31 protein-coding genes and 3 pseudogenes are annotated in these 25,179 nt (G+C 68.9%); 14 read left to right on the top strand and 20 right to left on the bottom strand.

All coding sequences use genetic code 11. The annotated features are described in order from the left end of the window. A partial coding sequence (locus tag VF106_RS48500; RefSeq protein WP_330846911.1) for an IS3 family transposase occupies positions 1-488 on the bottom strand: 488 nt, incomplete at its 3' end. 126 nt (positions 489-614) lie between these two features. Here VF106_RS48500 and VF106_RS51110 point away from each other — a divergent pair. Further along, a pseudogene (locus tag VF106_RS51110) lies at positions 615-1,668 on the top strand (IS110 family RNA-guided transposase). A gap of 105 nt (positions 1,669-1,773) precedes the next feature. Here VF106_RS51110 and VF106_RS48515 read toward each other — a convergent pair. After that, positions 1,774-1,986 carry a transposase gene (locus tag VF106_RS48515; protein WP_330846939.1) on the bottom strand — a complete coding sequence of 71 codons (213 nt, stop codon included), beginning with the start codon at positions 1,984-1,986 and terminating at the stop codon, positions 1,774-1,776. Between the two features lie 418 nt (positions 1,987-2,404). Between VF106_RS48515 and VF106_RS48520 the strand changes: the two genes are divergently transcribed. Continuing rightward, positions 2,405-3,175 (top strand): aminoglycoside phosphotransferase family protein, encoded by a 771-nt coding sequence (locus tag VF106_RS48520; RefSeq protein WP_330846915.1) that lies wholly within the window; start codon positions 2,405-2,407, stop codon positions 3,173-3,175. Between the two features lie 193 nt (positions 3,176-3,368). Here VF106_RS48520 and VF106_RS48525 read toward each other — a convergent pair whose 3' ends face one another. From VF106_RS48525 to VF106_RS51115, 6 genes and pseudogenes are all read right to left on the bottom strand, one after another. Continuing rightward, positions 3,369-3,800, bottom strand: coding sequence for a tyrosine-type recombinase/integrase (locus VF106_RS48525; protein WP_330846940.1), 432 nt, complete (start codon positions 3,798-3,800; stop codon positions 3,369-3,371). Beyond that, complete coding sequence (locus VF106_RS48530; RefSeq protein WP_330846916.1) at positions 3,776-4,225, bottom strand: site-specific integrase; 450 nt, start codon at positions 4,223-4,225, stop codon at positions 3,776-3,778. Before VF106_RS48530 ends, VF106_RS48525 begins: the two co-directional genes overlap by 25 nt. A gap of 1 nt (position 4,226) precedes the next feature. Beyond that, positions 4,227-4,730, bottom strand: a complete 504-nt coding sequence (locus VF106_RS48535; RefSeq protein ID WP_330846917.1) for a GNAT family N-acetyltransferase — start codon at positions 4,728-4,730, stop codon at positions 4,227-4,229. Positions 4,731-4,849: 119 nt separating this feature from the next. Continuing rightward, positions 4,850-5,317: an ATP dependent DNA ligase gene (locus VF106_RS48540; protein WP_330846918.1), complete on the bottom strand. Its 468-nt coding sequence runs from the start codon at positions 5,315-5,317 to the stop codon at positions 4,850-4,852. Between the two features lie 51 nt (positions 5,318-5,368). Beyond that, the gene (locus VF106_RS48545; RefSeq protein ID WP_330846919.1) at positions 5,369-5,599 is read right to left on the bottom strand and encodes a DNA ligase-like domain-containing protein; all 231 of its coding nucleotides are present in this window, start codon (positions 5,597-5,599) and stop codon (positions 5,369-5,371) included. Between the two features lie 29 nt (positions 5,600-5,628). Further along, positions 5,629-6,165 (bottom strand): annotated as a pseudogene (locus VF106_RS51115) (ATP-dependent DNA ligase); the annotation flags it as partial. Between VF106_RS51115 and VF106_RS48550 the strand changes: the two are divergent. The 3 genes from VF106_RS48550 (at position 6,071) to VF106_RS48560 (ending at position 9,729) form a co-directional block, all read left to right on the top strand. Beyond that, a complete protein-coding gene (locus VF106_RS48550; RefSeq protein WP_330846920.1) occupies positions 6,071-6,958 on the top strand; it encodes an alpha/beta fold hydrolase in 888 nt (295 codons plus the stop codon). The pseudogene VF106_RS51115 and the gene VF106_RS48550 sit on opposite strands and share 95 nt — an antisense overlap. A 543-nt stretch (positions 6,959-7,501) precedes the next feature. Continuing rightward, on the top strand, positions 7,502-8,932 hold the full coding sequence (locus tag VF106_RS48555) for an alpha/beta fold hydrolase (RefSeq protein WP_330846921.1): 1,431 nt from the start codon (positions 7,502-7,504) through the stop codon (positions 8,930-8,932). Further along, a complete protein-coding gene (locus VF106_RS48560; protein WP_330846922.1) occupies positions 8,932-9,729 on the top strand; it encodes a trypsin-like peptidase domain-containing protein in 798 nt (265 codons plus the stop codon). The genes VF106_RS48555 and VF106_RS48560 overlap by 1 nt, the downstream gene beginning before the upstream one ends. Here the strand turns inward: VF106_RS48560 and VF106_RS48565 are convergent. The 7 genes and pseudogenes from VF106_RS48565 to VF106_RS48595 all read right to left on the bottom strand — a co-directional run bounded on the left by VF106_RS48565 (position 9,726) and on the right by VF106_RS48595 (position 14,082). After that, positions 9,726-10,133, bottom strand: coding sequence for a hypothetical protein (locus VF106_RS48565; protein WP_330846923.1), 408 nt, complete (start codon positions 10,131-10,133; stop codon positions 9,726-9,728). The genes VF106_RS48560 and VF106_RS48565 overlap by 4 nt on opposite strands. Next, on the bottom strand, positions 10,130-11,437 hold the full coding sequence (locus VF106_RS48570) for an ATP-binding protein (RefSeq protein ID WP_330846924.1): 1,308 nt from the start codon (positions 11,435-11,437) through the stop codon (positions 10,130-10,132). Before VF106_RS48570 ends, VF106_RS48565 begins: the two co-directional genes overlap by 4 nt. Beyond that, the gene (locus VF106_RS48575; RefSeq protein ID WP_330846925.1) at positions 11,434-12,108 is read right to left on the bottom strand and encodes a response regulator; all 675 of its coding nucleotides are present in this window, start codon (positions 12,106-12,108) and stop codon (positions 11,434-11,436) included. The genes VF106_RS48570 and VF106_RS48575 overlap by 4 nt, the downstream gene beginning before the upstream one ends. A 131-nt stretch (positions 12,109-12,239) precedes the next feature. Beyond that, on the bottom strand, positions 12,240-13,016 hold the full coding sequence (locus VF106_RS48580) for a DUF1700 domain-containing protein (protein ID WP_330846926.1): 777 nt from the start codon (positions 13,014-13,016) through the stop codon (positions 12,240-12,242). Further along, positions 13,013-13,339: a PadR family transcriptional regulator gene (locus VF106_RS48585; RefSeq protein ID WP_330846941.1), complete on the bottom strand. Its 327-nt coding sequence runs from the start codon at positions 13,337-13,339 to the stop codon at positions 13,013-13,015. Before VF106_RS48585 ends, VF106_RS48580 begins: the two co-directional genes overlap by 4 nt. 137 nt (positions 13,340-13,476) lie before the next feature. Further along, a pseudogene (locus VF106_RS48590) lies at positions 13,477-13,683 on the bottom strand (peptide-methionine (R)-S-oxide reductase); the annotation flags it as partial. 90 nt (positions 13,684-13,773) lie between these two features. After that, complete coding sequence (locus VF106_RS48595; RefSeq protein WP_330846942.1) at positions 13,774-14,082, bottom strand: transposase; 309 nt, start codon at positions 14,080-14,082, stop codon at positions 13,774-13,776. Between VF106_RS48595 and VF106_RS48600 the strand changes: the two genes are divergently transcribed. The 4 genes from VF106_RS48600 (at position 13,984) to VF106_RS48615 (ending at position 17,072) form a co-directional block, all read left to right on the top strand. Continuing rightward, the gene (locus VF106_RS48600) at positions 13,984-14,811 is read left to right on the top strand and encodes a hypothetical protein (RefSeq protein WP_330846944.1); all 828 of its coding nucleotides are present in this window, start codon (positions 13,984-13,986) and stop codon (positions 14,809-14,811) included. The genes VF106_RS48595 and VF106_RS48600 overlap by 99 nt on opposite strands. A 100-nt stretch (positions 14,812-14,911) precedes the next feature. Continuing rightward, positions 14,912-15,433 carry an aldehyde dehydrogenase family protein gene (locus VF106_RS48605; RefSeq protein WP_330846927.1) on the top strand — a complete coding sequence of 174 codons (522 nt, stop codon included), beginning with the start codon at positions 14,912-14,914 and terminating at the stop codon, positions 15,431-15,433. 147 nt (positions 15,434-15,580) lie between these two features. Further along, the gene (locus VF106_RS48610; protein ID WP_330846928.1) at positions 15,581-15,862 is read left to right on the top strand and encodes a hypothetical protein; all 282 of its coding nucleotides are present in this window, start codon (positions 15,581-15,583) and stop codon (positions 15,860-15,862) included. Positions 15,863-16,019: 157 nt separating this feature from the next. Beyond that, positions 16,020-17,072, top strand: coding sequence for an NAD-dependent epimerase/dehydratase family protein (locus VF106_RS48615; RefSeq protein WP_330846929.1), 1,053 nt, complete (start codon positions 16,020-16,022; stop codon positions 17,070-17,072). 55 nt (positions 17,073-17,127) lie between these two features. On the opposite strand, the gene VF106_RS48620 is transcribed toward VF106_RS48615, so the two are convergent. Genes VF106_RS48620 through VF106_RS48630 form a run of 3 tightly spaced genes read right to left on the bottom strand, consistent with a single transcriptional unit; the run spans position 17,128 to position 20,222 of the window. Further along, a complete protein-coding gene (locus tag VF106_RS48620) occupies positions 17,128-18,180 on the bottom strand; it encodes a sensor histidine kinase (protein WP_330846943.1) in 1,053 nt (350 codons plus the stop codon). Between the two features lie 13 nt (positions 18,181-18,193). Further along, positions 18,194-18,868, bottom strand: a complete 675-nt coding sequence (locus VF106_RS48625; RefSeq protein ID WP_330846930.1) for a response regulator transcription factor — start codon at positions 18,866-18,868, stop codon at positions 18,194-18,196. Positions 18,869-18,872: 4 nt separating this feature from the next. Next, complete coding sequence (locus tag VF106_RS48630; RefSeq protein ID WP_330846931.1) at positions 18,873-20,222, bottom strand: hypothetical protein; 1,350 nt, start codon at positions 20,220-20,222, stop codon at positions 18,873-18,875. A gap of 143 nt (positions 20,223-20,365) precedes the next feature. Between VF106_RS48630 and VF106_RS48635 the strand changes: the two genes are divergently transcribed. The 5 genes from VF106_RS48635 (at position 20,366) to VF106_RS48655 (ending at position 24,150) form a co-directional block, all read left to right on the top strand. Then, positions 20,366-21,016, top strand: a complete 651-nt coding sequence (locus tag VF106_RS48635) for a glycosyltransferase family 2 protein (RefSeq protein ID WP_330846932.1) — start codon at positions 20,366-20,368, stop codon at positions 21,014-21,016. Then, positions 21,013-21,771: a TIGR04282 family arsenosugar biosynthesis glycosyltransferase gene (locus tag VF106_RS48640; protein ID WP_330846933.1), complete on the top strand. Its 759-nt coding sequence runs from the start codon at positions 21,013-21,015 to the stop codon at positions 21,769-21,771. The genes VF106_RS48635 and VF106_RS48640 overlap by 4 nt, the downstream gene beginning before the upstream one ends. After that, complete coding sequence (locus VF106_RS48645; RefSeq protein WP_330846934.1) at positions 21,768-22,385, top strand: class I SAM-dependent methyltransferase; 618 nt, start codon at positions 21,768-21,770, stop codon at positions 22,383-22,385. The genes VF106_RS48640 and VF106_RS48645 overlap by 4 nt, the downstream gene beginning before the upstream one ends. 230 nt (positions 22,386-22,615) lie before the next feature. Beyond that, positions 22,616-23,728, top strand: coding sequence for a molybdopterin-dependent oxidoreductase (locus tag VF106_RS48650; protein WP_330846935.1), 1,113 nt, complete (start codon positions 22,616-22,618; stop codon positions 23,726-23,728). Continuing rightward, positions 23,725-24,150, top strand: coding sequence for a hypothetical protein (locus tag VF106_RS48655; RefSeq protein ID WP_330846936.1), 426 nt, complete (start codon positions 23,725-23,727; stop codon positions 24,148-24,150). The genes VF106_RS48650 and VF106_RS48655 overlap by 4 nt, the downstream gene beginning before the upstream one ends. 236 nt (positions 24,151-24,386) lie before the next feature. Here VF106_RS48655 and VF106_RS48660 read toward each other — a convergent pair whose 3' ends face one another. Continuing rightward, a complete protein-coding gene (locus tag VF106_RS48660; RefSeq protein ID WP_330846937.1) occupies positions 24,387-24,719 on the bottom strand; it encodes an ATP-binding cassette domain-containing protein in 333 nt (110 codons plus the stop codon). After that, a partial coding sequence (locus tag VF106_RS48665; RefSeq protein ID WP_330846938.1) for a hypothetical protein occupies positions 24,720-25,179 on the bottom strand: 460 nt, incomplete at its 5' end.

A 25,179-nucleotide genomic window follows, 5' to 3' on the forward strand; every position in this document is an offset into this window, starting at 1 on the left:
CCGAGCAGCCGACGGGAGAACAGGTCGATCGCCGTCGACAGGTAGAGCTTGCCCTCGCCGGCGGGGATCTCGGTCATGTCGCCGACCCAAGTCACGTTCGGCGCCGGCGCGGTGAAATCACGCTGCACCAGATCCGGGAACGGCACCGCCCGCTTATCCGGACGAGTCAGATTCTTTCGTCGCTTCCTACCGCGCGCGACAAGACCTTGGCGGGCCATCGACTTGGCCACCGTCTTCCCGCTCACCACCCACCCAGCAGCGCGTAAATCGGCGTGAATGCGCGGTGAACCGTGCAAGCCGTGCGCGGCCTCGAACGCCTCCGCGACGGCCGCGTCGACCTCCGCCCGTCGCTGCTCGGCCAGCGTCGGCGTCTGCTGGTGTTGACGAGAGTTCCACTTGCAGAACAGTGAGAATGGATCATGAGTCGGTCGGCGTGGTGTGACTCGTTGTAGAACAGGCCCGTGGTGCCTTGTCTTGGATCCGTCCACCGCGTCGATCGGCTCGACCCGTAGTGCTGTTGACGGTGGGTCGTGGCCCGATAGGGGCTTGCCTGTGGCTCATCACTGTTCTGCCCGCATCCTGGCCGTTGCAGCACCCGTCGTCGATTCTGGAGGATGTGCGTGCAGTTGGGCTCCGACGCCGAGAACAACGTCGGTGGAGTGGACACTCACAAGGACTGCCATGTGGCAGCGGTGGTCAACCCGGTTGGCAGGGTGGTGGCGACTGAGTCGTTCCGTAACGATCGGCCCGGGCATCAGCAGTTGGCGTCCTGGCTGGTCGGGCACGGACCACTGCAGCGGGTCGGGGTGGAGGGAACCGGCTCCTACGGAGCTGGGTTGGCTCGACAGTTGAGCCGGTCTGGCCTGACGGTTCTCGAGGTCAACCGGCCCAACCGGCAGCGACGTCGGTGGCACGGCAAGAACGACACGGTGGACGCGGTCAGCGCGGCGATGGCCGTGCTCAGCGGCGAGGCCGTCGGCGCCCCGAAGACCGCCGATGGGCCAGTGGAGTCGTTGCGGCTGCTGCGACTGGCGCGGCGCAGTGCGGTCAAGGCCCGAACTCAGGCCGTCAACCAGTTCCAGGCCGTCCTGGACACCGCAGCGTCGGGTCGTGCGCGAGGAACTGGCCGGCATGCCGATGGCCAAGGCGGTTGACCTCGCCGCCGTGTTCCAACCCGGCGATGTCACCGATCCCGGCCAGGGTGCTCGATGGGTGCTGGTCCGGCTCGCACGTCGTATCCAGCACCTTAACGCCGAGATCACCGAGTTCGACACCACCCAGCGCCAGCTGGTCATCGCGACCACACCTGGACGAACGCTGCTTATCCGGCCCGGCGTGGGTCCCGACACCGCCGCAGCCCTGCTCTGCGCCGCCGGTGACAACCTCGACCGCATGCACAGCGAAGCGTCCTTCGCCGCCCTCTGCGGCGTCTCACCGGTCGAGGCCTCATCCGGCCGCAGCACACGACACCGCCTCAACCTCGGTGGTGACCGCCGCGCGAACAACGCCCTGTGGTGGATCGTGGTCACCCGTATCAGGATCGACACCGCGACCAAGGCGTACGTCCAACGCCGAATGACCGAAGGAAAGTCCAAAAAGGACATTATACGCTGCCTGAAACGCTACATCGCCAGAGAAATCTTCCGAATCCTGCGTCACACCGCTTGACACAACATAGGGGCATCCAGGACTCCGACACCGTCAGAGCCCGGCAAGCGACCGCGTGCGGCACGTGATGGCTGGTCCTCTGGTCGGCGATGAACACGGCCAGGCTCACCGCGTCGCCTCCTTCACCCACCCGACCACCGATCGCTTGAGGACATCGCGTTCCATCCGCAACTCGGCGTTCTCCGCCCGAAGACGAGCCAACTCGGCCCCCTCGTCACCGCTCAGCCCCTCCGCCTCGCCCCGTGCGATCTTGTCCTGCTTGACCCAGTTGGCCAGGGTTCCCGCATGGATCCCCCGGTCAGCCGCTACCTGGGCGATGGGTTAGTTGGTCTCGCGGACGATCCGAACAGCTCCCTCACGGAACTCCCGGTCGAACTTCCGCCTCTTCTCGGGCATGACACATGATCCTCATAGTCCATGCCTCCACGATCTTGGGGGAAGCTCAAGGCGATGCTGCGGTCCCCGGCAGATGTCGACGACGAGGACGGGGACGATCTGCTGCTGCGGATCGCGGACCCGTCGTACAGCCCGGAGGAGCTGGTCGTGCTGCGCGACACGGCGACACGCGCGATGGCTCAAGTGAAGGACAAGTTATTGCGAATATCAGGTAACGATGTTGTGGGTTGCCTGCGTGCCTCGAAGTCTTGGGGGTGGCGGATGTTCTGTGGCCTTCCTGCTGCAGGCGTAGTGGAAATGACTGGGAGGACGACGGTGGCTGCGGGTAGGGTTCGCGTGCGTGACCGGTGATGAGCTGTTGCAGGACCAGCCGCATCGGCGTGTTGTACGAATCGGCGACACCGTCCACAGGCCCACATATCCGTGGTCGCCAACAGTCCATGCTCTGCTGCGGCATTTGGAGACTGTGGGCTTCCCGTATGCACCTCGCGTGCTGGGCGTTGACGAGGAAGACTGCGAGGTTCTGACGTATCTGGAGGGCGAGTCTGGCCCACAGGGCTGGGCTAAGGTGGTCGACGATGCTGGCCTGACGAGGTTTGCCCGGTTGCTGCGGGACTATCACGACGCGGTGGTCGACTTCCGACCAGCCGATGAGCTCAAGTGGTTCACCGGCGAGAGCGGCACCGGCAGCAACGAGTTGATCTGCCACGGCGACTTCGGTCCGTGGAACGTCGTCTGGCAAGGCGAACAGCCGGTGGGAATCCTTGATTGGGACTACGCCCGTCCTGGCACCCGGCTCCACGACATCGCCTACGCCTTGGAGTACGTCGCTCCCTTCCGAGACGACGCAGAGTGCCTTCAGTGGCTGCGTTATCCCCATCCTCCCAATCGGCGGCACCGCTTGGAGTTGTTCGCCAGCGTGTACGGCCTGACGTCCACGTCGGGATTGGTCGATGCTGTGATCGAGGTCCAGCGGGACGGCATCGAGCAGGTCCGGAGGCTGGCCAGCGAGGGATATCAGCCCCAGGTCGACTGGGTCGCCAAAGGCGTTCTGGTGGAGTTGACAGAAAGGCTCGCCTGGAGCCAGGCCCATAGGCATATGTTCGAGTAGCGGCAAGTTGTGAGGCAACGGTCGCTCGCAACTGGGGTGTGCGTGCGCCGACGTGCCGGGCCTAACCGGACACACAACGGCGCATTCGGCCACGAGCTCGGAGGCACGGAACCACATCTCGAAACCGCAGCGTGGGCACGGGGCATCGAAGTCGCCGTGGAGCAGCTGTGTGGTCAGGGAGGCCATGTCCCGTTCAGGCGAGATAAGCGGCCACGGTGTAGGCGGCGTTGCGGTCCAGGTTGTCCCGGGAGCGGTCGTAACGCCGAGTGGTGCGCGGGTCCTTGTGTCCGGCGTCCTGCACGTCGCGCAGGCTGGCGCCGGCGTCCAGGGCGAGGGTGATGCCGGTGTGGCGCAGCGAGTGCGGCGAGAGCTGGTCCCACACCTCGATGCCCGCAGCCTTGGCGAGCCGTCGCACCAGCTCCCACAGGTGGCTCTGCCGCAGCCGGCCGCCGACGGCGGTGGCCAGCAGCGGACCCTCGAGTGCCCGCCAGTCGGCCAGGCCAGCACGCGCGGCCCGGTCGACCAGATACGCCTCCACCGCCGCCCAGGCCGCCGGCGTTAGCGGCACCTTGACCTTCTTGCCGCCCTTGCGCACCACGGTCAGCACCCGGTGCCCCTTGTCCATCCCCACGTGCGACACGTCGGCCGTGCACACGTCGTCGACCGCAACGCGTTGTGCAGCAACAGCTTCACCGTCGCGTCGGTACGCAACCGTTGACGCCCAACGTCTTTCTCCGCTTGCGCGAGCAGCGCGCGGGCCTGGTCGCGGTCCAGCCCGACCGTGTCGGTGGTGTCCGGATCCACCCGCGGCCGCGTCACCCCGGCGGTGGGCACGGCCGGCACCAGGTCGTGCCTGGCGCAGTACCGGTAGAAGCTGGACAGCGCGGACAACCGGCGGCCCACGCTGGTGTGCTCGGCGAGGAAGCGCTGCGGGCACAGCAGCTCATCGAGCTTTCCGCGCTGCTGGTGAAGAAGGCCGATTCCGGACCCATTTGAACCGGGCAGGGTCCTGGGCCGGTCGTACCAGCGGGCCGCACGAGCACGGCTCAACTCAGTCCAGCAACTGGTCCGCGGCTCGTTGCATGTCGGTGCAGTACGCCGGTGTGCCGAGCTGGCCGGGCCAGTCGATGGCGGCCCAGAACGCCCGCGCCACCGGGTCGTCCCAGTCAACCGTGGTGGTGGACCAGTCGTATCCCGGTGCGAGCGTGAGCGCGGCGGCGATCAGGACCCGGCCGTAGCCGTGTCGGCGGTATGCCGGGTCGACCCGGATCTGCTCGAGCACGGCGCGGCGGCACGGGCCGCACACCGCCAGGTCGACGTCGCCGCGCACGTCCCCGTCGGGCTGTAGCTGCAGCTGCCCGATCCCGCCGCGCGGCTCATCCGGGGGGATCCGCACGAGCGCCAGCCGGTAGGCGGGCGCCGTGTCGGCCTGGTGCTGCACGGCCGGGTCGACCAGGCACCAGCTGGCCCGTTCGTCGTGCAGCGCCCAGCAGGCCTCACAGGTTTGCCTGGCCAGCCGCAGCCCGGGCGCCCACCCGGTCTGGGTGCCCGCCACCCTCAGGTCGTGGCCTCGCAGACACCGGTCAAGCAGGGTGCTCCCCACCGTTGGCCGCAGCAGGCGCTCGAGCTCAAACTCGCGTCCCGTCGGCCCTGATTGACCGCTCATATGTTCGATTACGTGTCGATAATGGCTGGCCTGCTAGGGGACGTGACACGCATCCCCTTGTCGCGGCGGGAGGCGCTGGCAGGCACAACCGCGCCTGCGGAATCACCGGTTGGCGGCTCATCGAACTCCGCCGTGACGTGAACTGATGCCACGTCTGCGCGCAGGCCTCGCCACGACGGATGCCGCAGCCGGTGCTCAGGGCGGATCCACTCCCGGTACGCGACGTCCCCGACCAGCTCCGGCACCACCCACCGGACGCCGGCGACCTCCGCGGGCGGCACGAACTCGTCGAACGGGCTGGTGTTCCGGCGGCGTGTATCCAGCAGCACGCGCAGCGTCCTCCGGTCCCGCTCGGTGAACCCCGTGCCCACAGTCCCGACGTACCGCAGCCGACCGTCGGCGATGTCGTGCACCCCGAGCACCAGCGCCCCCACCTCGCCGGCGTGCCGACCCCGGCCCGGTATCCACCCGCACATCAACACCGAAGTAGTGGCCCGCAACGGCGTCTTGACCCACGCGCGGGACCGTCAACCCGGCAGGTACTGCGAGTGCAGCCGCTTCGCCACGACACCTTCCAGCCCGGCCTCGGATGCCACGGTGAGCAGATCGACGCCGTTCACACCGACGTGGAACGGCGGCACCCCCACCGGCGCGGCCGCGTCGGCGAGCAGGTCCTCGAGCATGTCGCGGCGCTGCTCGTACGGCACGGTGAACAGGGGGTCGTTGCCGAGTGGAGCAGGTCGAACGCGAAGAACCACACCGGCCACCGCGCGACCAGGCCCGGTCCGGGTGCGCGGACCTGCATGCGGTGCTGGTGCAGCCGGAAGGAGGGTCGGCCGGCCTGGTCGAGCACCACGAGCTCGCCGTCGACCACCACCCGAGTGGACACCCGGCGGGCCAGGGCCTGCAGCTCGGGGTAGGTCCGGGTGAGGTTATGACCTGATCGCGCCTTCAGCACCACCGCCCCGCCCGGTTCGACACCGGCGATCGACCGGACACCATCCCACTCTGTACACGAATGGGGCGTTTGTCGCTCCGGCCTGGTGAGGGCTACGCGGCTGTTGCGATCGTTACCGCGCTGCGCGTCGACCGCACGCACATTGAGTCGCTCAACTCGTCCTAACATCATTATCTCATGGCCTGCCTGGATGATCGCTGGTAGTGGCTGCTCGGCAGGGGTCGTCGGCCTCCTATCGTTCGCTGCCATGCTGATTGGCGATGAGAGGTACGTGACTTCCGACGGACTGCGGCTGTGGACCGAGCGGTTCGGCGACCCGACCCATTCCACTGTTCTTCTGGTCATGGGCACGTCAGCACAGGCCATCGGCTGGCCAGATGAGCTGATCGAGCGGCTCGTCCACAGTGGCCGGCAGGTCATTCGCTTCGACCACCGCGACACCGGCTACTCCGACTGCGTCGACTTTACGGCGCATCCCTACACCCTGGCGGACATGGCCGCAGACACCCTCGCCGTCCTCGACGGATACGGCGTCGACCGAGCGCACGTCGTTGGCGTGTCCCTGGGCGGCGCGATCGGCCAGTGGCTGGCGGTGCACCACCCGCAGCGAGTCCAGACCCTGACCGCGATCATGACCTCCCCGATAGGCAACAACCCCGGACCGGCCTGGGCACGAGCCATGGCAGGCCAGCCGGCCGATCCGGACGAACTGCCACCACCAGCGCCGCGGTTCCTCCAGCACGTGATGGCCTCCGCGCAGGCACCCCGCACGACCCCGGAGCAACGCATCGACGCCGATCTACAGACCTGGCGGGTGCTCAACGGCGATGTTCTACCGTTCGACGAGCCAGCCGCACGAAAGTTCGTCGAACGCTCCCACCAGCGAGCCCGCAACCCCGCCGCGGCCAGTAACCACGACCTCGCCGGACGCCAGTTCACCCCTGACCGACTCGCCCCGCTGTCTTCGATCACCGCGCCCGCCCTGGTGATTCACGGCACCGAGGACCCCATCTTCGCGCTGCCGCACGCCGAATCACTCGCCGCACAGATACCCAGCGCACGATCGCACGTGATCAAGGGTATGGGGCACAACCTCTTCTCACCGGGTCTACCCGAACGGATCGCCGACCTCATCGTCGACAGCACAGCCACTCGGTAAGCCCGACATTCGATGAGCTGCGTACGCTGGCCGAACTCGGCCGGCGGGAGCAGTTTCGCCGCGACCTGGCTGGTGTCGTCGGTGGTCGGCAAGCGCAGCCGGCGCACATCCAACAGGCCCAAACCGTGGACAGAAGTCCCACTTGAACTCGTAACCCCAGCCCGCACCACCCGCGGGCACCGGGCCCAGGGTGGCCAGCATCGACGCGGACAACGGCAGTCCCATGTAGACGATGCTCAGGCGTTTGGTGCGCAGACGCCACCCGGGTTACACCTGGTCACCAAGGGGACGTGACATGTAGGCGGGAGCTGGCTGGGCGAGCTGCCGAGGCTCGGGTAATTACGCCGGCGACCTTGGGCGGACACGCCAGCAGTGACGTCGCCAGGGCTTGCCTCCGGCCCAGCCTTGGTGTCCGAGGTTGCTTAGGTGTTGGGTCGGGACACGGTCAGTCGCAGGGTGGGATTCGGCGCGGCGGAAAAGGGCGGACGTAGCTGTTACACGGCCATGACAGTGGGCGGACATGGCTCTGCCAGGTTCGGGTGAGTGAAACCAACAGCAGTCATGGTGGCGGTCGTGTTGGTCGCCACCGGGATCTCGGCCACACCCGCCCACGCGGAGCAGGTGTGGAGACCGTGCACCGAAACTCTGGAGGGCTGGAAGGAGGTCATCGACGACAACGGAGAGGCGGAGTGCACCTTCGTCACAGTCCCGTTGGACTACAGCAAACCCGACGGCCGCAAGCTGAAGCTCGCGGTCAGTCGGCTGAAGGCGAAGGGCGAGCGGCGTGGTGTGCTGCTGTCCAACCCGGGTGGTCCGGGCGGCACGGCCATCACGTACCCGTTCGACCTGAGGGCGAGCACGATCGGCGGCGTGGCCCAGAACTATGACCTGATCGGCTTCGACCCGAGGGGTGTGGGCTTCAGCGACGCCCAGTTCTGCGATTTTCCCGACCAGCCACCGCCTCCGCCGCCGCGGAACGCGGAGCAGAAGGCACGTGACTGGTTCGAGTACGAGGCCGAGTGGAACAGGGTCTGCGCCGCTGGCGATCCGGAGTTCGTCGCACAGCTGACCACCGAGAACACCGCGCGGGACATGGACGAGATCCGCAAGGCCCTGGGCGAGCGGAAGATCAGCTTCTACGGTGTCTCGTTCGGCACGGCGATCGGGGCGTACTACCGGTCGCTGTTCGATTCCTCCGTGGACAGGATGTGGCTCGACTCGGTGATGCCGCCGGCCATGGACATGTCCACGATGGACGCCGACGTGGCCGCGGTCGACGAGGGAAAGTTCGAGCCGTTCCTGCGTTGGTTGGCCGCCCGGGACTACGACTACCACCTGGGCAAAGACAGCGCTGAGGTCCGCAGGACGTTGCTGGCACTGCGAACCGAGCTGGACAACCACCCTCGCGGGGACACGGACGGGTCCGTGGTAGGGGGCCTGCTCACCCCGGCCCCGCCTTCGTACGCCTGGTCCGCCACGGAGTTGATGACGCTCCTCGAAAACGGCGGCGGCGTGGCATCGCTTGCCACGGCAGGAGATGACGCGCACGAACGGCCGCGGTTCGAGTCCAACGGGTTCGCGTTCAACCTCATCAACAACCGGGCCGTGCTGTGCAACGACGGCACGGGCGGACGCGACTTCGCACAGATGTGGGCCGCACGGCAGGAAAGACTGCGTCAGTACCCGGCCGCGGGCGGCATCTTCCAGATGAGCGGCCAGTGCCCGAACTGGCCGGTGGCGCCACGGCCCTGGCGGCTGGTCAAGGGGACGAGTGCGTTACAGCTGTCCGGGCACATCGGCGAGAACGTCACGCCCTACGCGTGGGCCCGGCAGATGCAGGCGAGGATCGGCGGCGCGTTGCTGACCGTCGAGGACGACCAGCACGGCTCGGTGCGCCGGTCGCCCTGTGGCGCGAAGGTCGTCGAGTTCTTCCGCACCGGCCGTGGCGTCAACGGAACCTGCGAGGGCGTGTGATGATCAGGAGACTCCTCGGCGTCACGGCGGCGCTCGGCCTCGCGCTGGCGGCTCCCGCCGGCGCGGCAACGGAGAACACGGACCTCGCGGGCACGGCGTTGCTCGGCGGATGTTCCGGGTCCCTTGTCCGGACGCCGAACTCGGCGGCGGGGGACCCGGCCCTGGTGCTCACGAACGGACACTGCTACGAGGGCGCGAGCGTCATCCCGGACGAGGTGCTCGTGGACCAGCCGTCCAACCGGTTGGTCACGTTACTCGACGGCACCGGCCAGAGCGTGGCCTCGCTGCGTGCCACCCGGGCGTTGTACGTGACCATGACGGGCACCGACATCGCGCTGTACCGGTTGACGGAGTCCTACACCCAGTTGGAGCGGCGGTACCACGTGCGGGCGTTGCCGCTGTCGGCCGAACGGCCGAGACGGGGCATGGCCGTGGAGATCGTGTCCAGCGGCTGGCAGCAGGTCCTGCCGTGCGAGATCGACGGCTTCGCCTACCGCGTGCTGGAGGCGACCTACGTGACCAAGGACGTCATACGGTACACACCGGACTGCGCACCCGGTCCCGGTGTGTCCGGATCTCCTGTCGTGTCAGGGGGAAAGGTCGTCGGGGTGCACAACACGAGCAACCGTGACGGAGGTTCGTGCACCAGGGACAACCCCTGCGAGATGGACCGGCTCGGGAACATCTCCGCACGCAAGGGCGCCGCGTACGCCACACAGACGTACTGGATCACCACGTGTGTGCGTCCTGGCAACAACCTCGACCTGACGTTGCCCGGATGCCTGCTGCCTGACTAGACGGGGCAGCTCGCCGGTCCCCGGGTCTGTCCGCCTCCCTGAAGCGTGACCGGCCCGGGGATCGCTGTCGTGCAGACGATCTGTGAAACGGCCACAGTGGACAGAGTGGTCACGTCGAGGGACAACGTGACCGTCGAGTCCTGAATGGACACTGGGTCGGCCTCGTACGGAACCTCGCTGCGGTAGCCGTCCGCCAGTTCCCCCGGGCTCGGTCCCTCGGCCAGCAGCGCCAACGCGGCCGAGGGACCTGTCTGGTGCCGGGTAGGCCGCAGGACCGGCACGACGGAGCCGTTCCGCACCAGGAACACCAGTGCGCCGGTCGCGGGCGAGCCGCCGATCGGTTCCGTGGGCTGCACGCCGCAACCCGCCACCAGCAGAGCCGCCGCGACAACCCACCGCCTCACAGCGAGCCTCCAGACGGCAGGCGAAGCGTGAACACGGCACCGCCCTCGGGGCGGTTGCCCGCCTCCAGGGTGCCGTGGTGCAACCGGGCGTTCTCCCACGCGATCGCCAGACCGAGACCGCTGCCCTCGGACCGGGCCCGTGCGGTGTCCGCCTTGTAGAACCGGTCGAAGACGTGCGGAAGTACAGCGGGATCGAGGCCGGGTCCGTGGTCGGTGACCTGGATGACGATCCAGCCCGGCTCGCCGCGCAGCGTGATCGTCACGGGGGGAGCGCCGTGCCCCCGCGCGTTGCCGACCAGGTTCGCCACGATCACGTCCAGCCTGCGCGGATCGACCTTGGCGAGCGCCGGTCGGACCTCGGTGTCCACATCGGACCATCGGCGGGCCCGCAGGGTCGCGAGCACGGCTTCGGCCACGTCGATCTCCTCCAGCGTCAGCGTGGCCGCGCCGGAGTCGAACCGGCTCACCTCCATGAGGTCGTTGGCCAGCCGCGTCAGGTTGCGCGTCTCCTTGCTGACCAGACCGGCCGCCGTCCTGGCGTCCCTGGTCAGGTGTGGCGCCTCCTCGTCGAGCACGTCCGTGACCGCCGTCATCGCGGCCAGGGGAGTGCGGAGCTCGTGTGACACGTCGGCGACGAACCGGCGGGCGTCAGCGACCTGCTTCTCCAGCGCCGCGGCCGTGGTGTTGAACGTGTGCGCCACTCCGGCCAACTCGTCGGCGCCGCGAACCCGCACGCGTGTGCGCAGGTCGCCCTCGCCCAGCCTGCGCGCGGCTTCCCGGAGCTCCCGCACCGGCCGGAGCACTCCGCGGGCCGCGAACCACGCCACGAAACCGCTGAGAGCAAGCGAACCGATGCCGATGGCCCACGCGACCGTGGCCAGCTCGCGAATGTTTTCCTGCTCGGGCATCAGGCTGCGCGCACCGTAGATCTCCATGCCGGACACCCGCATGCCGATGACCAGTTCGACCTGCTCGCCACGAGCCACCCGCTGCCAGGCGACCACCCCGGTCCGTACCTTGTCACGCAGCTCGGCCGGGATGTCCTCGGCCCGCAGACTGCTGCCCCCACCGTAGGTCCGTCCCCGGTAGAGGATCGTGCCGGAGTCGTCGCGGTCGGACAGCTCGGCCGGGTCCGGGACGGTCATCGTCGAGACCTTCTCCGTGAAGGCCTGCACGGCGGCGACCTGGGCCTTCTCCAGGATGACGTTACGGGCCAGCACGTACATCGTCCCGGCCACCGCGGCCGCCGTCACACCACTGAGCAGGGCGAACGCGACCAGCAGCCGCGTACGCAGGCTCCTCACAGCGGCCCGAACCGGTAACCGAAGCCCCGGACGGTCTGGATGTAGTGCGGCCTCGCCGGGTCGGCTTCGATCTTGGACCGCACCCGCTGCACGCACGCGTCCACCAGGCGTGAGTCGCCCAGGTACCCGTGCTCCCACACCGACTCCAGCAACTGCTGGCGGCTGAGCACGCGGCCTGGTGCGCTGGACAGTTCGAGCAGCAGCCGCAGTTCGGTCGGTGCCAGACCGACCTGCTCGCCGTTCCTGCTGACCACCAGGCTCGCGCGGTCGAGCGTGAGGTCGCCGTACTGCTCGACGTCGGTGCGCTGCGCCGGTTCGTCCGTGCGGCGCAGCACCGCCCGGATGCGTGCTTCGAGCACCCGCGGCTGGACCGGTTTGACCACGTAGTCGTCCGCGCCGGCCTCGAGACCGGCCACCACGTCCATGTCGTCGCCGCGGGCCGTGAGCATGATGATCGGCAGGTTGCCGGCCGCCCTGATCCGGCGGCACACCTCGAACCCGTCGATACCGGGCAGCATCAGGTCGAGTACGACCACGTCGGCGTCCGCCAGTTCGGCGAGCCCCTGTTCACCGGACTCCACCGCCCGCACCGCATGTCCTTGCCTGGTCAGTGCCAGTCGCAGCCCGTCACGCACACCCTGGTCGTCCTCGATCAACAGCACCCGTGACATGCCACCCACCATCGCAGGGCTATGCGATGTACGCCTCTCCACCCGGCACATGATGCCGCTCACGCGTCGTGGGGCCGTCCGCGGAATGTCATGGTCGTGTCACAGCGGTGTTGGTTGGAGCATGTAACAGCTCACGGCCAGACGTGGTCGCCCGTGGCCAGCATCGGCAGCAGCTCCATCGCCTTGACCGCGACGCCGACCGCCCACCCGCCGAGCGGGATGCTGAGCCACAGCCAGCGCCTGTCGCGGTGTGCGCGGTTGCCGACCAGCACCGTGAGCACGGCGGCGGTGACGGCGGCCGTCGCGCCGCCCGCGCCGAGCCACCCGAACCAGCCGAACAGCCACACCGTGCCGAGCCACGCGAACGCGGCCTTGACGAGGAGCATCCCCGGCCACAGGGAGGTCAGGTACGCGGCGACCGGCAGGTGCCGCTCGGCCACCGCCAGCCGCTCCTTCACCAGCCGCAGTTCGGGCAGCGCGGTGATCTCACGCATCGCCGACCGGTCCCTGCCGACCGCGAGCCAGGACGCGAACAGCCCGAAGACCAGGAACAGCAAGGGGTACCGGGGCTCGTTCGCCATGACCTGGCCGGTGAGGTACCCGGCCACACAAGCCGTGACCGTGGTGACCGCGAGTACCGCCAGCCCGGTGCGCGGCAGCCGCGGCGGCGGGCGCCACGCGACCGGCTCGTCCGGCATGCCCAGTGCGCTGCGCAGCTCCCGCGCGTACTCGGCGGGGTCGCCGAGCCGGTCGATCAGCGAGTCCGTGCCGGGGTCTGCCGCGATGGCCGACACCTGCGGTTCGAGGTCCTGGACGATCTCCTCGATCTCGGCGGCGGGCAACCCGGCCAGCTCCCTCCGCAACCGGTCCAGGTAGGCCTGGACCTCGGTGTCCGTCCTGGCGTTCACGCCGTCGCCCCTTCCAGGAGATCCGTCATCGTGTTCGCGAACCCGCGCCAGGTCTTGGCCCCGTCCGCGAGCCGCTGCCTGCCGACCTCGTTGAGCGCGTAGTACTTGCGGTGCGGGCCTTCCTCGCTGGGGCGCACGTAGGAGGTGAGCGCTCCGCCGTTGTACAGGCGGCGCAGCGTGCCGTACACCGACGCGTCGCCGACCTCGTCCAGTCCGGCCTGGCGGAGCCTGCGGACCACGTCGTACCCATAGCCGTCCTCGTCACTCAGCACGGCGAGTACGGCGAGGTCGAGCACGCCTTTGAGTAGCTGGCTGATCTCCATCGATGTCCCGGCGGGTAGCGGGTAGTGTGGAGTGGACACTACCACGCTAAGCGCAGTAGTCCGCAAGAACAGCCTCGTCGGCCAACCAAGTTCCGGCCCGGTCGCTCGCCGCCCACCTGCCCAAGTTCCCCCGGCGCTTACTCCTTCGGAACGAGGCGCAGCGAGATCGAGTTGATGCAGTAGCGCTGGTCGGTGGGGGTGCCGTAGCCCTCGCCCTCGAAGACGTGGCCCAGGTGCGAGTGGCAGTTCGCGCACAGCACCTCGACGCGGAGCATGCCGAGCGTGCGGTCCTCTCGGAGGATGACCTTGTCGCCGGCCAGCGGGCTCCAGAAGCTGGGCCAGCCGTCTTTGTGCCTTGAGCGACTACTCTGGATGGCGCGTTAGCGCTGGTCAGGGCTAGCTTGACTCTGTCGGTGATCTTGTAGTCGTCGTGGTCAGCTGCTGACGGCCCGCCAGGATTTCAGTCGAGAGATCCCGTGCTGGTCCAGGAAATCCTGGAAGGCGGTCGGCTGCCGGGACGAGGTTGCCTCGCCGGATGGTGGTAGACCGCTGAGGCGTTCGATGTTCACGGCGATCGCGGTGAAGACGTGCTGCAGGTGGGCCTTCGGTTGTCCTCGGTAGCGGCACCGACGCATGCCGTGTCCGTGGGCGAACTCGTTCACGGTGCCTTCCACGCCGGATCGGACCGCGTATCGGGCTTGCCAGTCGGGCGTTTGTTGCTCGGCGCGGACGCGGAGTTGCAGGTCGCGGAGTTCTCGCGGGGGAAAGCCCATGTTCCGGGCGCTTCACGGGAGGTGGTGCACTGGTCGCGGACCGGGCAGGGCTGGTACTGGCTCTTGGTGAACCGGGCCACGATCAGCGGGGCGGCGGTGGGCGAGGAGGTGGGGGTAGGGGCCCTGCCAGCCTCTGCTGACCTGTCCTTGGGGGCAGATGACCTGCTGGCGATCGAAGTCGATATGGAAGTCGTCCCGGTCGAAGCCTTCGTTGTGTCGGTGCTGCCGGGTGGGGTTGCCCGGCAGTGGTCCGGTGACGGTGACCTGGTGTTCTCGGGTGGCATGTTCCAGGTGAACCAGGGAGGTGTAACCACCGTCGACAAGGTGTTCGGCGGGCAGCAGGCCACGGCGCTTCAGACGAGTGTGGATACCGGGCAGCGCCTGCGCATCGCTTGTCGTGGCCGCGGTGGTGGCCACGTCCGTGATCACGTTGGCGCCTTCAGGCGAACAGGTTTCAGTGAGGTGGGCGAGGAATCCCGTCCATCTGGTGGTCTGTCCCCGACGTGCGTAGCGGGCGGTGGGGTCATAGGGAGAGACGATCGCGCGGGACGAGGGCGGCAGCCCGCCATCGTCCTCGGTGCGCCAACGCAGACGGCCCACCGCGTCGCGGTAGTAGTTCTGCACGACGATCTGCCGCAGCGTCTGGACACGGGGACCGAACGCGTGGCCCCTCCCGTGCGCACGGAGATGTTCCAGTAGCCGTAAGGCGTCATCGCCGGCATTGGTGATCCTGGTCTTGGGCTTGGGGGGGTTGCGGCCCAGCCGGACCGGACGGCCGTAGCGGCGTCCCCAGCTGTTCGTGGACAAAACCCGCGCGCTGGCCGTAGGGGATCCCGCCGATCCCGCCACTCGGGTAGGTCCCATGGCACGTGAGGACCTGCGCACCTCGTTGCATGCCCAGGTCGAACGGTCACTCGCCCAGGGCGCGCGGCTGCTGACCGGCGGCCACCCGGCGCAGCGGCCCCGATTCTTCTACGAGCCGACCGTCCTCACCGGCACCCGGCCCGGCATGACCGTGTTCGACGAGGAGACCTTCGGCCCGGTCGCGGCCATCACCAGCGCGGCATCGGACGACCAGCTCGCGGCACTGGCCAACACGAGCCGCTACGGTCTCGGACTCAGCATCTGGTCCGCCGACCCCGCACGCGCTCCCTCACTCACGCGAAACATCACTTCCGGCGCGGTGTTCGTCAACGCGATCGTCGCCTCCGACCCACGGCTACCGTTCGGCGGCACCAAGCACAGCGGACACGGCCGCGAACTCGCCACGGCCGAGCTCCGGGAGTTCACCACGATCCGCACCTACTGGCTCTCAGCCTGATCACGGATCCGTACCACCGAGCACCGCGACCGCGGCGAGCCCAACGAACAAGCGAAACGTGTCGGGAGACAGTGATCGAGACGACCCGGCGGACACTGAGTAGTGCTACTGATATGCGCGGGGGGTGTACGTCGCCATCATTCAGGGATGACTGAGCTTGACCGGCGCCGCCCTGGGGTCTCGTTCGTTGGCTTTGCTGTGTCTTGTGTGCTGCTTTTCTCCGTCGTTTTCACCCGCTTTGCCCCTGTCATGTTTCCTGTCATCGCGTTCGGCGAGGTGGTGATGGGTGCGCTGTTGCAGGTCGCGCGCCGCTCGTCGCCGTGGCGGCCCTTCGGCTTCGGTCTCCTGTTCGGGGGAATCGCGGGCATGTTGCTCACCACCGTGGTCGTCATCATGTTTTTGAACACGTTCTCGAACTTGCCCATCTGATTCCATGCAAGTTGCGGTCGGCGAAGCCGCAGTGGTTGTGCGGCCCGATTCGAGCTTGGTCGATACCACCGTCGGTGGCGTCGTAGATCTGACGGTTCGGTGACGTGACACCGCGCGGTCTCGCGCCGTAGCGGCCGCGCGGCCTAGCGTCGACGGTATGCGAGTGATGGTCACCGGCGGCGCCGGTTTCGTCGGATCCCACGTGGCGGAGGCACTGTCAGCACGCGGTCACGAGACGGTGCCGGTGGACAACCTCCTGCCGAAGGCGCACGGCGAGACGACGACGTATCCGGGGGTCGTGGGCGACGTTCGTGATCCGGCGTTGCTGGCGAGCCTCCTGCGGGGAGTCGATGTCGTGTGTCACCAGGCAGCGGTGGTGGGTCATGGTGTGTCGCCGGCGGACGCTCCGGAGTACGTGCTGCACAACGATTTCGGCACGGCGGTGCTGCTGTCGGCCATGCACGAGACGGGCGTGACCCGCCTGGTTCTGGCGTCCTCGATGGTGGTCTACGGAGAAGGCCGCTACGAGTGTCCGACCCACGGCGTCGTGCGGCCCGCGCCGCGCCGTGACTCCGATGTGGACAAGGGAAGCTACGACCCGCCGTGCCCGTTGTGTGGTGTGGCGCTGGCACCCGGGCTGGTGCCGGAGGACGCTCCGATGGACCCGCGCAGCACGTACGCGGCGACGAAGGCGGCCCAGGAGTTCCTGGCGTCGGCGTGGGCGAGGCAGACGGGCGGCACCGTGTGGGCGTTGCGTTACCACAACGTGTACGGCCCGAGAATGCCGAGAGACACGCCATACGCCGGGGTGGCGTCGCTGTTTCGCTCCGCGCTGGAGCGCGGCGAGGCGCCGGTGGTCCTCGAAGACGGCAACCAACGCAGGGACTTCGTCCACGTCGCGGACGTGGCGCTGGCCAACGCGCTGGCCATCGAAACCCAAGCCCCGGAAGGCTCGCTCGTCCCGGTGAACATCTGCTCGGGCACTCCGCACACCGTGGGCGAGCTGGCCTCCGAACTCGCCACCGCGTGTAGTGGTCCACCGCCGAAGGTGGTGGGGGGCACACGCCCTGGCGACGTCCGGCACGTGGTGGCCGACCCGCGAGCAGCCCGCGAAAAGCTCGGTTTCACGGCAAGGACGACGTTCGAGCAAGGGGTTGCCGAGTTCGCGACCGCACCACTGCGCGCCCCGGCCGCGCGCGTCACCTCGTAGCCGGCGGCCCGGGTCACGGCGTCGTGGATACCGCGACCGAGCCCCGGGCAAGGGGTCACACGGCGGCCAGCGGGAGGCGGACTTCGAAGCGGCAGCCCGGGCCGTGGTTGTGCGCGTTGATCCGTCCCCGGTGTGCCTCGACAAGGCCCTTGGCGATCGCGAGACCGAGGCCGCCGCCGACCTGTTCCTCGCCGGACGGTGATGGTGTGCGCGCGGCGCTCCCCCGGAACGCCACGTCGAACACCCGCGCCAGCTCGGCGTCCGGGATACCGCCGCAGCCGTCGTCCACCGCGAGTACCGCGTCCGCGCCGTCCACACCGATCTGCACCGCCACGGTGCCGTCCGGCGGTGTGTGGCGGATGGCGTTCGACACCAGGTTGCGGACCACACGAGCCAGTTCCGGGTCCGAGCCCAGCACGACCGGCGCCCTCGACGCGTCGGCCAGCACACGAACCCGTTTCCGTTGCGCCACCGGGGTTTGGGCCGCGAGGACGTCCGAGACGACCTCGCCGAGCGCCACCTGCGACATGGTCAGTTCCAGCGCGCCGGCGGTGATCCGAGACAGCTCGAACAGGTCGTCGACCATCCCGGACAGCCGGCGGGTCTCGCCGCTGATGCGGCTCGCGTAGCCGGCCACCTCGGGCGGTGACGACACGACACCGTCGGCGAGTGCCTCGGCCATCGCGCGGATGCCGGCCAGCGGGGTGCGCAGGTCATGGCTGATCCACGCGACAAGCTCCCGCCGGGAGGCCTCGGCCGCGCGTTCCCGTTCCCGGGCCTGGTGTTCCCACACGCTGCGCCGCGCGATCGCCCGCCCCAGAACGAGCGCAACCGGCAGCGTCACCAGCAGCACCAGCAGGCACACCAACGCCATGGTGGTGAGCGTCGTGTTGAACATGAACCCGCTGACACCCAGCACACCCGTCAGGACGGCTGCCATCGGCACCAGCACCAGCACGGTCATGGTCGTGGTCAGCGAGCCGCGGCGGACCCAGTACAGCAGCGCCGTCCCCACCGCGACCACCGGCAACACCAGCGCGAGCGCGAACGGCAGGATGTGCAACGCGTGCCCGACCATGTTCGCGAACGGCTCGTTCGGGTCGATCACGCCCTGTGCCTGATCATGCGCGGTCATAGCGGTAACCCACTCCCCACACCGTGGCGATGCGCGTCGGCTTCGCCGGGGTGGTCTCGATCTTCTCCCGCAGCCGTCGCACGTGGACGGTCACGGTGGACTGATCACCGAAGTCCCAGCCCCACACCTTTTCCAGCAACTGCTCCCGGGTGAAGGCCTCCCCAGGATGCGCGAGGAAGAACGCCAGCAGGTCGAACTCCCGTGTGGTGAGCGACAGCGCGACATGACCTCGGGTCGCCCGGCGCGCGGTCGCGTCGAGCCGCAGGTCGCCATCGACGAGTTCTTCGAACGCCGGGACCGTACCCGCCCGGCGAAGCACCGAGGACACCCGCAGCGCCAGCTCCCGTGGGCTGAACGGTTTGGTCACGTAGTCGTCCGCGCCGAGTTGCAGGCCGGCGATCCGGTTCTCCTCCTCGCCGAGCGCGGTCAACATCACCACCGGCACCGCGCTGGTCTGCCGGAGCCGCCGGCACACCTCTAGCCCATCGATACCCGGCAGCATCAGGTCGAGTACCACGAGGTCGGGTTTGTGTTCCGCGGCCCAGGCGAGCGCGTCCTCACCGTTGTCGGCGAGCGCGACCTCATGCCCCGCGAGTTCAAGGTACCGGCGCACCACGTCCCGCACGGTCAGGTCGTCGTCGACCACGAGCACCTTGGTCATCGTGTCACCAACTCGTCAGCAGTAGATGTTCGACCACGAGCGCGGTCCCGGCCTGCGCCGCGAGCCACCACCGACGCGCTGACGGCGGCAGTTGTGCGGCCGCGAGCACGAGCCACACCGCGAACGGTAACCAAATCCGCTCGACCTCGGCCTTCGACAGCCCCGAAAGCGTGGCCGTGAGCACCGCGAGCGCAGCGCCCCGGACCAGCGCGTCAACCGGTTCGACCGGCCGGTTCAGGCCGGTCAGGAAGTCGGCTCGGCGCAGGCCGGCGACCGCCGGACCGACCGCCAGCACCAGGCACGCGAGGTTCGCCCACACCCAGTACCAGTACGGCCGGTGCGACGCGATGCCCTGGTAGTAGCGCTCGACCACCAGGTGGTACCCGTCGAGCCACCAGAACCCGGCCAGCGCGAACAGGGCGACCACCGCGAGCGCACCCGGCACCGCGTACAGCAAGGCACGCCAGTTCCGGGTCACCAGCACGACCGCCAACGCGATCGGCCCCATCAGCAGCAACCCGTAGGACAGGAAGATCCCGAAGCCCAGCACCACACCACCGACCACGCACGCCGCGCGCCGGCCCTGGCTCGCCCCGACCGCGAAGAACGCGATCCCGGACGCCGTGACCCCCGCGAACAAGGCGTCGGCGGACACGCCGAGCCAGATGGCGCCGGGCAGCAACGCGACGAACGGGACCGCGGCCCGTGCCAGGTCCGGCCGCCCCAGGACGGCGACGGTCGCCGGCACCGCGACCGTGACCGCCGCGCCGGCGAGCACGCACACCACTCCGGCCGCTCCGCCGCCGGACAGCCCGATCCGGTCGAGCCAGACGAACACGAGCGTGGCGCCCGGAGGGTGGCCGGCCACGTGTGTCGGCCACGAGCCGGGCTGGAAGTCGAGGATCCTCGACGTGAACGTGGCGAGGAAACGAGGGATGTCGGTGACCTCGCCGGCGATCCCGAGGTATTCGCCGCCGGACGCGAGCTGGTGCGCGACCCCGCGCTGCCAGCCGTCCACGAGCGCCAGCGCGACGATCCACGCGACGGACGTCAGGTAGCCCGCGGTGAGGAGGGCACGCCAGCGCAGCCGCCGCGCGAGCGCCGGGCCCCACAGCACCGTGCCCGCGGCGATCATCACCGCGAACACAGTGCCGGGGCCCACCCTCGGGTAGAGATCCGCGAGCACCGGGTACTCACCGAACCGCGCGGCGGCGCGCGGGTGCAGGTCGGCGCCGTAGTTCCGGGCGCCGGTCAGGAAGCCGACGGTCGTGGCCAGCAGGACGAACCCGATCGCGGCGACACCGGCGACCAGGTCACCGCGAACGGTTTTTCGGGCAGGCGCAGACAGGACCACGACGTGGACGGTAAGGCTGCGTCGCGGGTACGGTGCGGCATACGCGGGATCCGTCAGAACTCCGTAAGAACTTCCGCGCCGTCACATTTTGGTAAGCACCACAAGGGTTCCCGACTATCTCGGGTGGACCTAGCGTCCACCGCATGAACGCAGTCGATGTGGTGCTCCCCTGTCTCGACGAGGCCGCCGCTCTGCCCGGCGTGCTGGCCACCCTGCCCGTGGGTTACCGGGCCATCGTGGTGGACAACGGTTCCACCGACGGCTCGCCCGAGGTCGCGGCCGCACACGGCGCGACCGTCGTGCACGAACAGACGAAGGGCTACGGCGCGGCCGTGCACACCGGTCTGTCGCACGCCCGCACGGACGTCGTTTGCTTCCTCGACGCGGACGGCTCGCTCGACCCGGCCGAGCTGGTGCCGCTCGTCGCGGCCGTCGATAACGGCGCACATCTGGCGGTCGGCCGGCGAGTGCCGGTGTCGCGCGGGGTGTGGCCGTGGCACGCCCGCGCCGGAAACCTCCTACTGGCAACGATTCTGCGCCGGCGCGGGCTGCTCGTGTCGGACATCGCGCCGGCGCGCGCCGTTCGCCGAGCCGACCTGCTGGCGCTTGGCGTGCGGGACCGCGCGTTCGGCTACCCGTTGGAACTGTTGGTGCGGGCGGCGGACGCGGGCTGGACGGTGGTGGAGCGCGACGTGGTGTACCGGCCGCGCGCGGCCGGCACGCGTTCGAAGGTGTCGGGTTCGGTGCGCGGCACATTGCGTGCGGTACGCGACATGGCGGGAGTGCTGCGATGAGCGGGTCGTCACCGACCGGACCGACGAGCAGAGCACACCCCGGCGCACCAGCGCAGGAAGGAAACCGATACCGGGCGCGACGAGTCGATCCCGCGCTCGACGCCGTCCTCCTCATCGTGGCGAAGGCGCCGGTGGCGGGCCTCGCCAAGACCCGCCTCGCGTCCTCGGTCGGTGCCCGTCGCGCCGCCCTACTCGCCGCCGCGGCCCTGTTGGACACTGTGGACAGTGCCCGCGCGGTGCCCGACGCGACGGTGGCGTGCGCGCTGACCGGTGCGTTGGCGTCCGCGGAGCTGGCCGATGAGTTGGCGTCGGCGTTGCGGGACTGTGTGGTGTTCCCGCAACATGGCGCGACCTTCGCCGACCGCTTGGCGAACGCCCACGCCGAGATCGCGGCACGCTTCCCCGGCGCGCCCGTGCTGCAGGTCGGAATGGACACACCGCAGCTACTACCGCCATTACTGACCGGCGCGCTGGCCCGCTTACGCGAGACCGACGCGGTTCTCGGCCCCGCGGTCGACGGCGGCTGGTGGGCGCTGGGCCTGCGCCGGCCGGCGGACGCGCACGTGCTGCGTGCGGTGCCGATGTCCCGTCCGGACACGGGAGCACGGACACTCGCGGCATTGCGGAACGCGGGTCTGCGGGTCGAGCACCTGCCGCTGTTGTCCGATGTGGACACTATCGCCGACGCCGTCCAGGTCGCGGCACAGGCCCCCACGACGCGGTTCGCACAGGCATTCGCGGCGGTGGCGTCGTGATCGACTTCGAACCTGGGCTGCTCGGTCACCACTGCTGGCTGGAGCTCACGACGGGTGAGCGCATCAGCCTGCCGACCGAACGGTGGCGCGCGGCGCCGGAACCTGGCGACGAGCTGCTGCTGACGAACTGCACCGGCCCGACGATCGACATCGGCTGCGGCCCGGGGCGACTGACCGCGGCACTGACCGAACGCGGGGTGGCCGCGCTCGGCACCGACGTGTCAGCGGTGGCTGTGCGGCTGACGATCGAGGCCGGGGCACCGGCCGTACAACGCAACATCTTCGACCGCCAACCGGACGAGGGCCGCTGGTGGCACGCGCTGCTGGTGGACGGCAACATCGGCATCGGCGGCGACCCGGTGCGGTTGCTCGGCCGAGTGCGGGAACTGCTGTGTGTGGGAGGCAGCGCTCTGGTCGAGGTGGATCCACCGGGCACCGGACTGCGCCACGGCCGAGTGCGCGTGTCGACCTCCGCGGCCGACGGCGCACGCTGGTTCGACTGGGCCTGGCTGGGCGCGGACGCGGTGGCGTCAACCGCCGCACTGGCCGGCCTGACGACGAACTGGCTCCGCGAAGCCGGGGGTCGCTGGTTCACGGAGTTGGTGCGCACATGACCGATGACGCACGGGCGGCCGCCGGCCCTTCGGAAACCGGCGTACCGGCGGACACCGACAACTCCGCATCACAGATACCGGCCATCAGCAGCACGATCGGGCGAACCCCGAACGAAAGTCCCATTCATGCGCCAGGGGAACCCCCGGATTCCACGCTACCAGTGGCCACCGACAGAAAAGGGCGCCTCGGCCTCGTTGTCCACAGGCTTCGGCCAGCCGAAGGCGGTCGGTTGAGCGGACTCATCGACCGGCTGCAGCCTCCCAGCGAGAGCGACTTCCACGCTCCTGCCCACCATGAGAAGGTCACCGCTCGTCTCGGGGTCTGGCTGGGGATCGCGTTCCTGCTCTGCTTCGCCACCGGGCTGCTCAGCCACGCCATCCAGAAACCGCCCTCCTGGTTCGTCTGGCCAGCCGAACCGGTGAACCTGTACCGCATCACGCAAGGCGTCCATGTGCTGTCCGGCATCGCCGCGATTCCTCTGCTGCTTGCCAAGTTGTGGTCCGTCTATCCCAGACTGTTCGCCCGTCCCCTGGTGCGCTCGCTGCCGCACGCGCTGGAGCGACTCTCCATCCTCGTGCTGTCCGGTGCCGCCTTCTTCCAACTCGCCACCGGGCTGTTCAACACGACCCAGAACTACCCGTGGAGCTTCTACTTCCTCGCCGCGCACTACGCCGTCGCGTGGCTCGCTGCCGGGTCCGTCCTGCTGCACGTCGCGATCAAGTTGACGGTGATCCGGCGTGGTCTCACCCGCCTCACCCCAGGGCCCGACATGTCTCGTCGCAGGTTCCTCCGCACCACCTACCTCGCCACCGGGGTGGCGGTGGTCGCCACGGCCGGTGCCACGGTCCCCTTGCTGCGCGACGTCTCCCCGCTCTCCTGGCGCTCGGGGCGCGGCCAGCAGGGTCTGCCCGTCAACCGCACCGCCAGGGCCGCCGGCGTGACCTGGGATCCCACGTGGCGGCTGGAGATCACCGGCCCGCACGGCACAACCCACCTGTCACTGGCCGATCTCGACGCACTCCCCCAACGCACCGCCGACCTGCCCATCGCGTGCGTCGAAGGCTGGAGCCAGTCCGCCACATGGACCGGAGTTCCCGTCGCGGAACTGCTCCGGCTCGCCGGCGCCGACCAGCACCGGCCGGTGCTGGTGACGTCCCTGGAACGCAAGGGCGCGTACCGGACCAGCGTGCTCCCGGCCACCCACACCGCGAGCACCCTGCTCGCCCTGCGCCTCGGCGGCGAACGGCTCGCCCTCGACCATGGCTTCCCCTGCCGCATCATCGCACCCAGCCGTCCCGGCGTGCTGCAGACGAAATGGGTCCAACGCCTGGAGGTCCTGTGATCCGCGCACTACTCGCACTGTCGGGACTGGCGCTGCTCGCCTACGGCACCGTGCTGGCGTGGGAGTTCGCCACGTCCCGCACCGTGAACGCCGTACAGGGCACCGCCTGGTTCATCGGCGGCCCGCTCCTCCACGACGGCATCGTGGCACCGCTCGTCGGCCTCACCGGACTGCTGCTGACCCGCGTCACACCGACACCCTGGCGCACCCCGGTCCTCACGGGCATGGCGCTGAGCGGCATGCTGGCACTCCTCGCGATCCCGTTTCTGTGGCGACCGTTCGGCACCGGCGCCAACCCAGGCCTGCACGACCGGAACTACGGTGCCGCTCTCACCATCGCACTCAGCGCCGTCTGGCTCGCGGTCGCCACCGCCGGACTGACCCGACAAATACGGTCAGCCCGAAGCGCCCGTACTGAATGAGCTGACCTCTTCGTCCACGACGAGACATATCGGTGCTTGACACCAGAACGAAGGAAGACCATCATCGTGGGAGCGCTCCCAAATAGTCATTTCAGGAACTCCTCCGGCTGAACTCACAAAGGAGTGAGAACAATGCGGAAACTCCTGGTGGTCGCGGTAGCGCTAATCCTGTCTGGGGCCACCGCCGTCATCGGGTCATCCCCCGCACTCGCGGACACCGCACCGAACGGCTATCCCTACTGCGACAGCGGTAACGCGACGGATCCGGGCAGAGATGGATGGAGCTCGTCGAACAGACCGAGATCCTGGTGGACGAAACGCAACCCGGCGCCGCGCGCCACGCCGGCGGACCAGGTCCGGGCGGTCCACTCCCGACCACCGGCCCGGATGACACCGGCGTCCGCGTTGTGGACACCGGCGAGGACCTTGATCGCGGTGGACTTGCCGGACCCGTTGCCGCCGAGCAGGGCATGGACGGTACCGCGCCGCAGGACGAGTTCGGCGTCGACGAGTGCCCTGGTCGACCCGAAGTCCTTGCTGAGCCCGGACACTCCGACCACGGTGTCCATTCAGCTGACTCCCCACAGCTTTCGGTACTGAGCCTTGAAGTCGACGCCACCCTGGTAGTCGCCGGAGGCGGGCAGGTTCTCGTCCTTGTCGACCATCTGGAAGCCGTCACCCTGAACCTGCGGCTGCTCGGAGTTGAGCACCCGGATCGCGGTGTCCACCGAACCGTAGGCACCCCACTGGGACGCGTACCCCAACGCGCCGAACGTGAAGGCGCTGTTGCGAATCAGGTCCATGGTGGACGCGTCGCCGAAATTACTGGACACGAACAGCTGTGCCGCCCGGCCCGACGACTGGACCGCCTGGGACAACCCGGTTTGCATCCACCCACCCACGGGAACCGAGACCGCGTTCACCGACGGCTGCTGCAGCAGAGCGCTGGAGAACTTCTGCGCCATGGCGTTGCTGACCATGTCGTTGTTGGAGATGTCGAGCTTCTGCACGACCCGGCAGCCGGAGCAC

Origin of the sequence: Actinophytocola sp., assembly GCF_036378875.1 — a bacterium.
Classification (GTDB): domain Bacteria; phylum Actinomycetota; class Actinomycetes; order Mycobacteriales; family Pseudonocardiaceae; genus Actinophytocola.

What these genes read in the sequence shown, in the direction of transcription:
- VF106_RS48525 (WP_330846940.1), bottom strand. Translation starts at nt 3,800, where the DNA reads ATGGACAAGGGGCACCGGGTGCTGACCGTGGTGCGCAAGGGCGGCAAG.
- VF106_RS48540 (WP_330846918.1), bottom strand. Translation starts at nt 5,317, where the DNA reads ATGTGCGGGTGGATACCGGGCCGGGGTCGGCACGCCGGCGAGGTGGGG.
- VF106_RS48560 (WP_330846922.1), top strand. Translation starts at nt 8,932, where the DNA reads ATGATCAGGAGACTCCTCGGCGTCACGGCGGCGCTCGGCCTCGCGCTG.
- VF106_RS48575 (WP_330846925.1), bottom strand. Translation starts at nt 12,108, where the DNA reads ATGTCACGGGTGCTGTTGATCGAGGACGACCAGGGTGTGCGTGACGGG.
- VF106_RS48585 (WP_330846941.1), bottom strand. Translation starts at nt 13,339, where the DNA reads ATGGAGATCAGCCAGCTACTCAAAGGCGTGCTCGACCTCGCCGTACTC.
- VF106_RS48610 (WP_330846928.1), top strand. Translation starts at nt 15,581, where the DNA reads ATGACTGAGCTTGACCGGCGCCGCCCTGGGGTCTCGTTCGTTGGCTTT.
- VF106_RS48615 (WP_330846929.1), top strand. Translation starts at nt 16,020, where the DNA reads ATGCGAGTGATGGTCACCGGCGGCGCCGGTTTCGTCGGATCCCACGTG.
- VF106_RS48625 (WP_330846930.1), bottom strand. Translation starts at nt 18,868, where the DNA reads ATGACCAAGGTGCTCGTGGTCGACGACGACCTGACCGTGCGGGACGTG.
- VF106_RS48635 (WP_330846932.1), top strand. Translation starts at nt 20,366, where the DNA reads ATGAACGCAGTCGATGTGGTGCTCCCCTGTCTCGACGAGGCCGCCGCT.
- VF106_RS48640 (WP_330846933.1), top strand. Translation starts at nt 21,013, where the DNA reads ATGAGCGGGTCGTCACCGACCGGACCGACGAGCAGAGCACACCCCGGC.
- VF106_RS48660 (WP_330846937.1), bottom strand. Translation starts at nt 24,719, where the DNA reads ATGGACACCGTGGTCGGAGTGTCCGGGCTCAGCAAGGACTTCGGGTCG.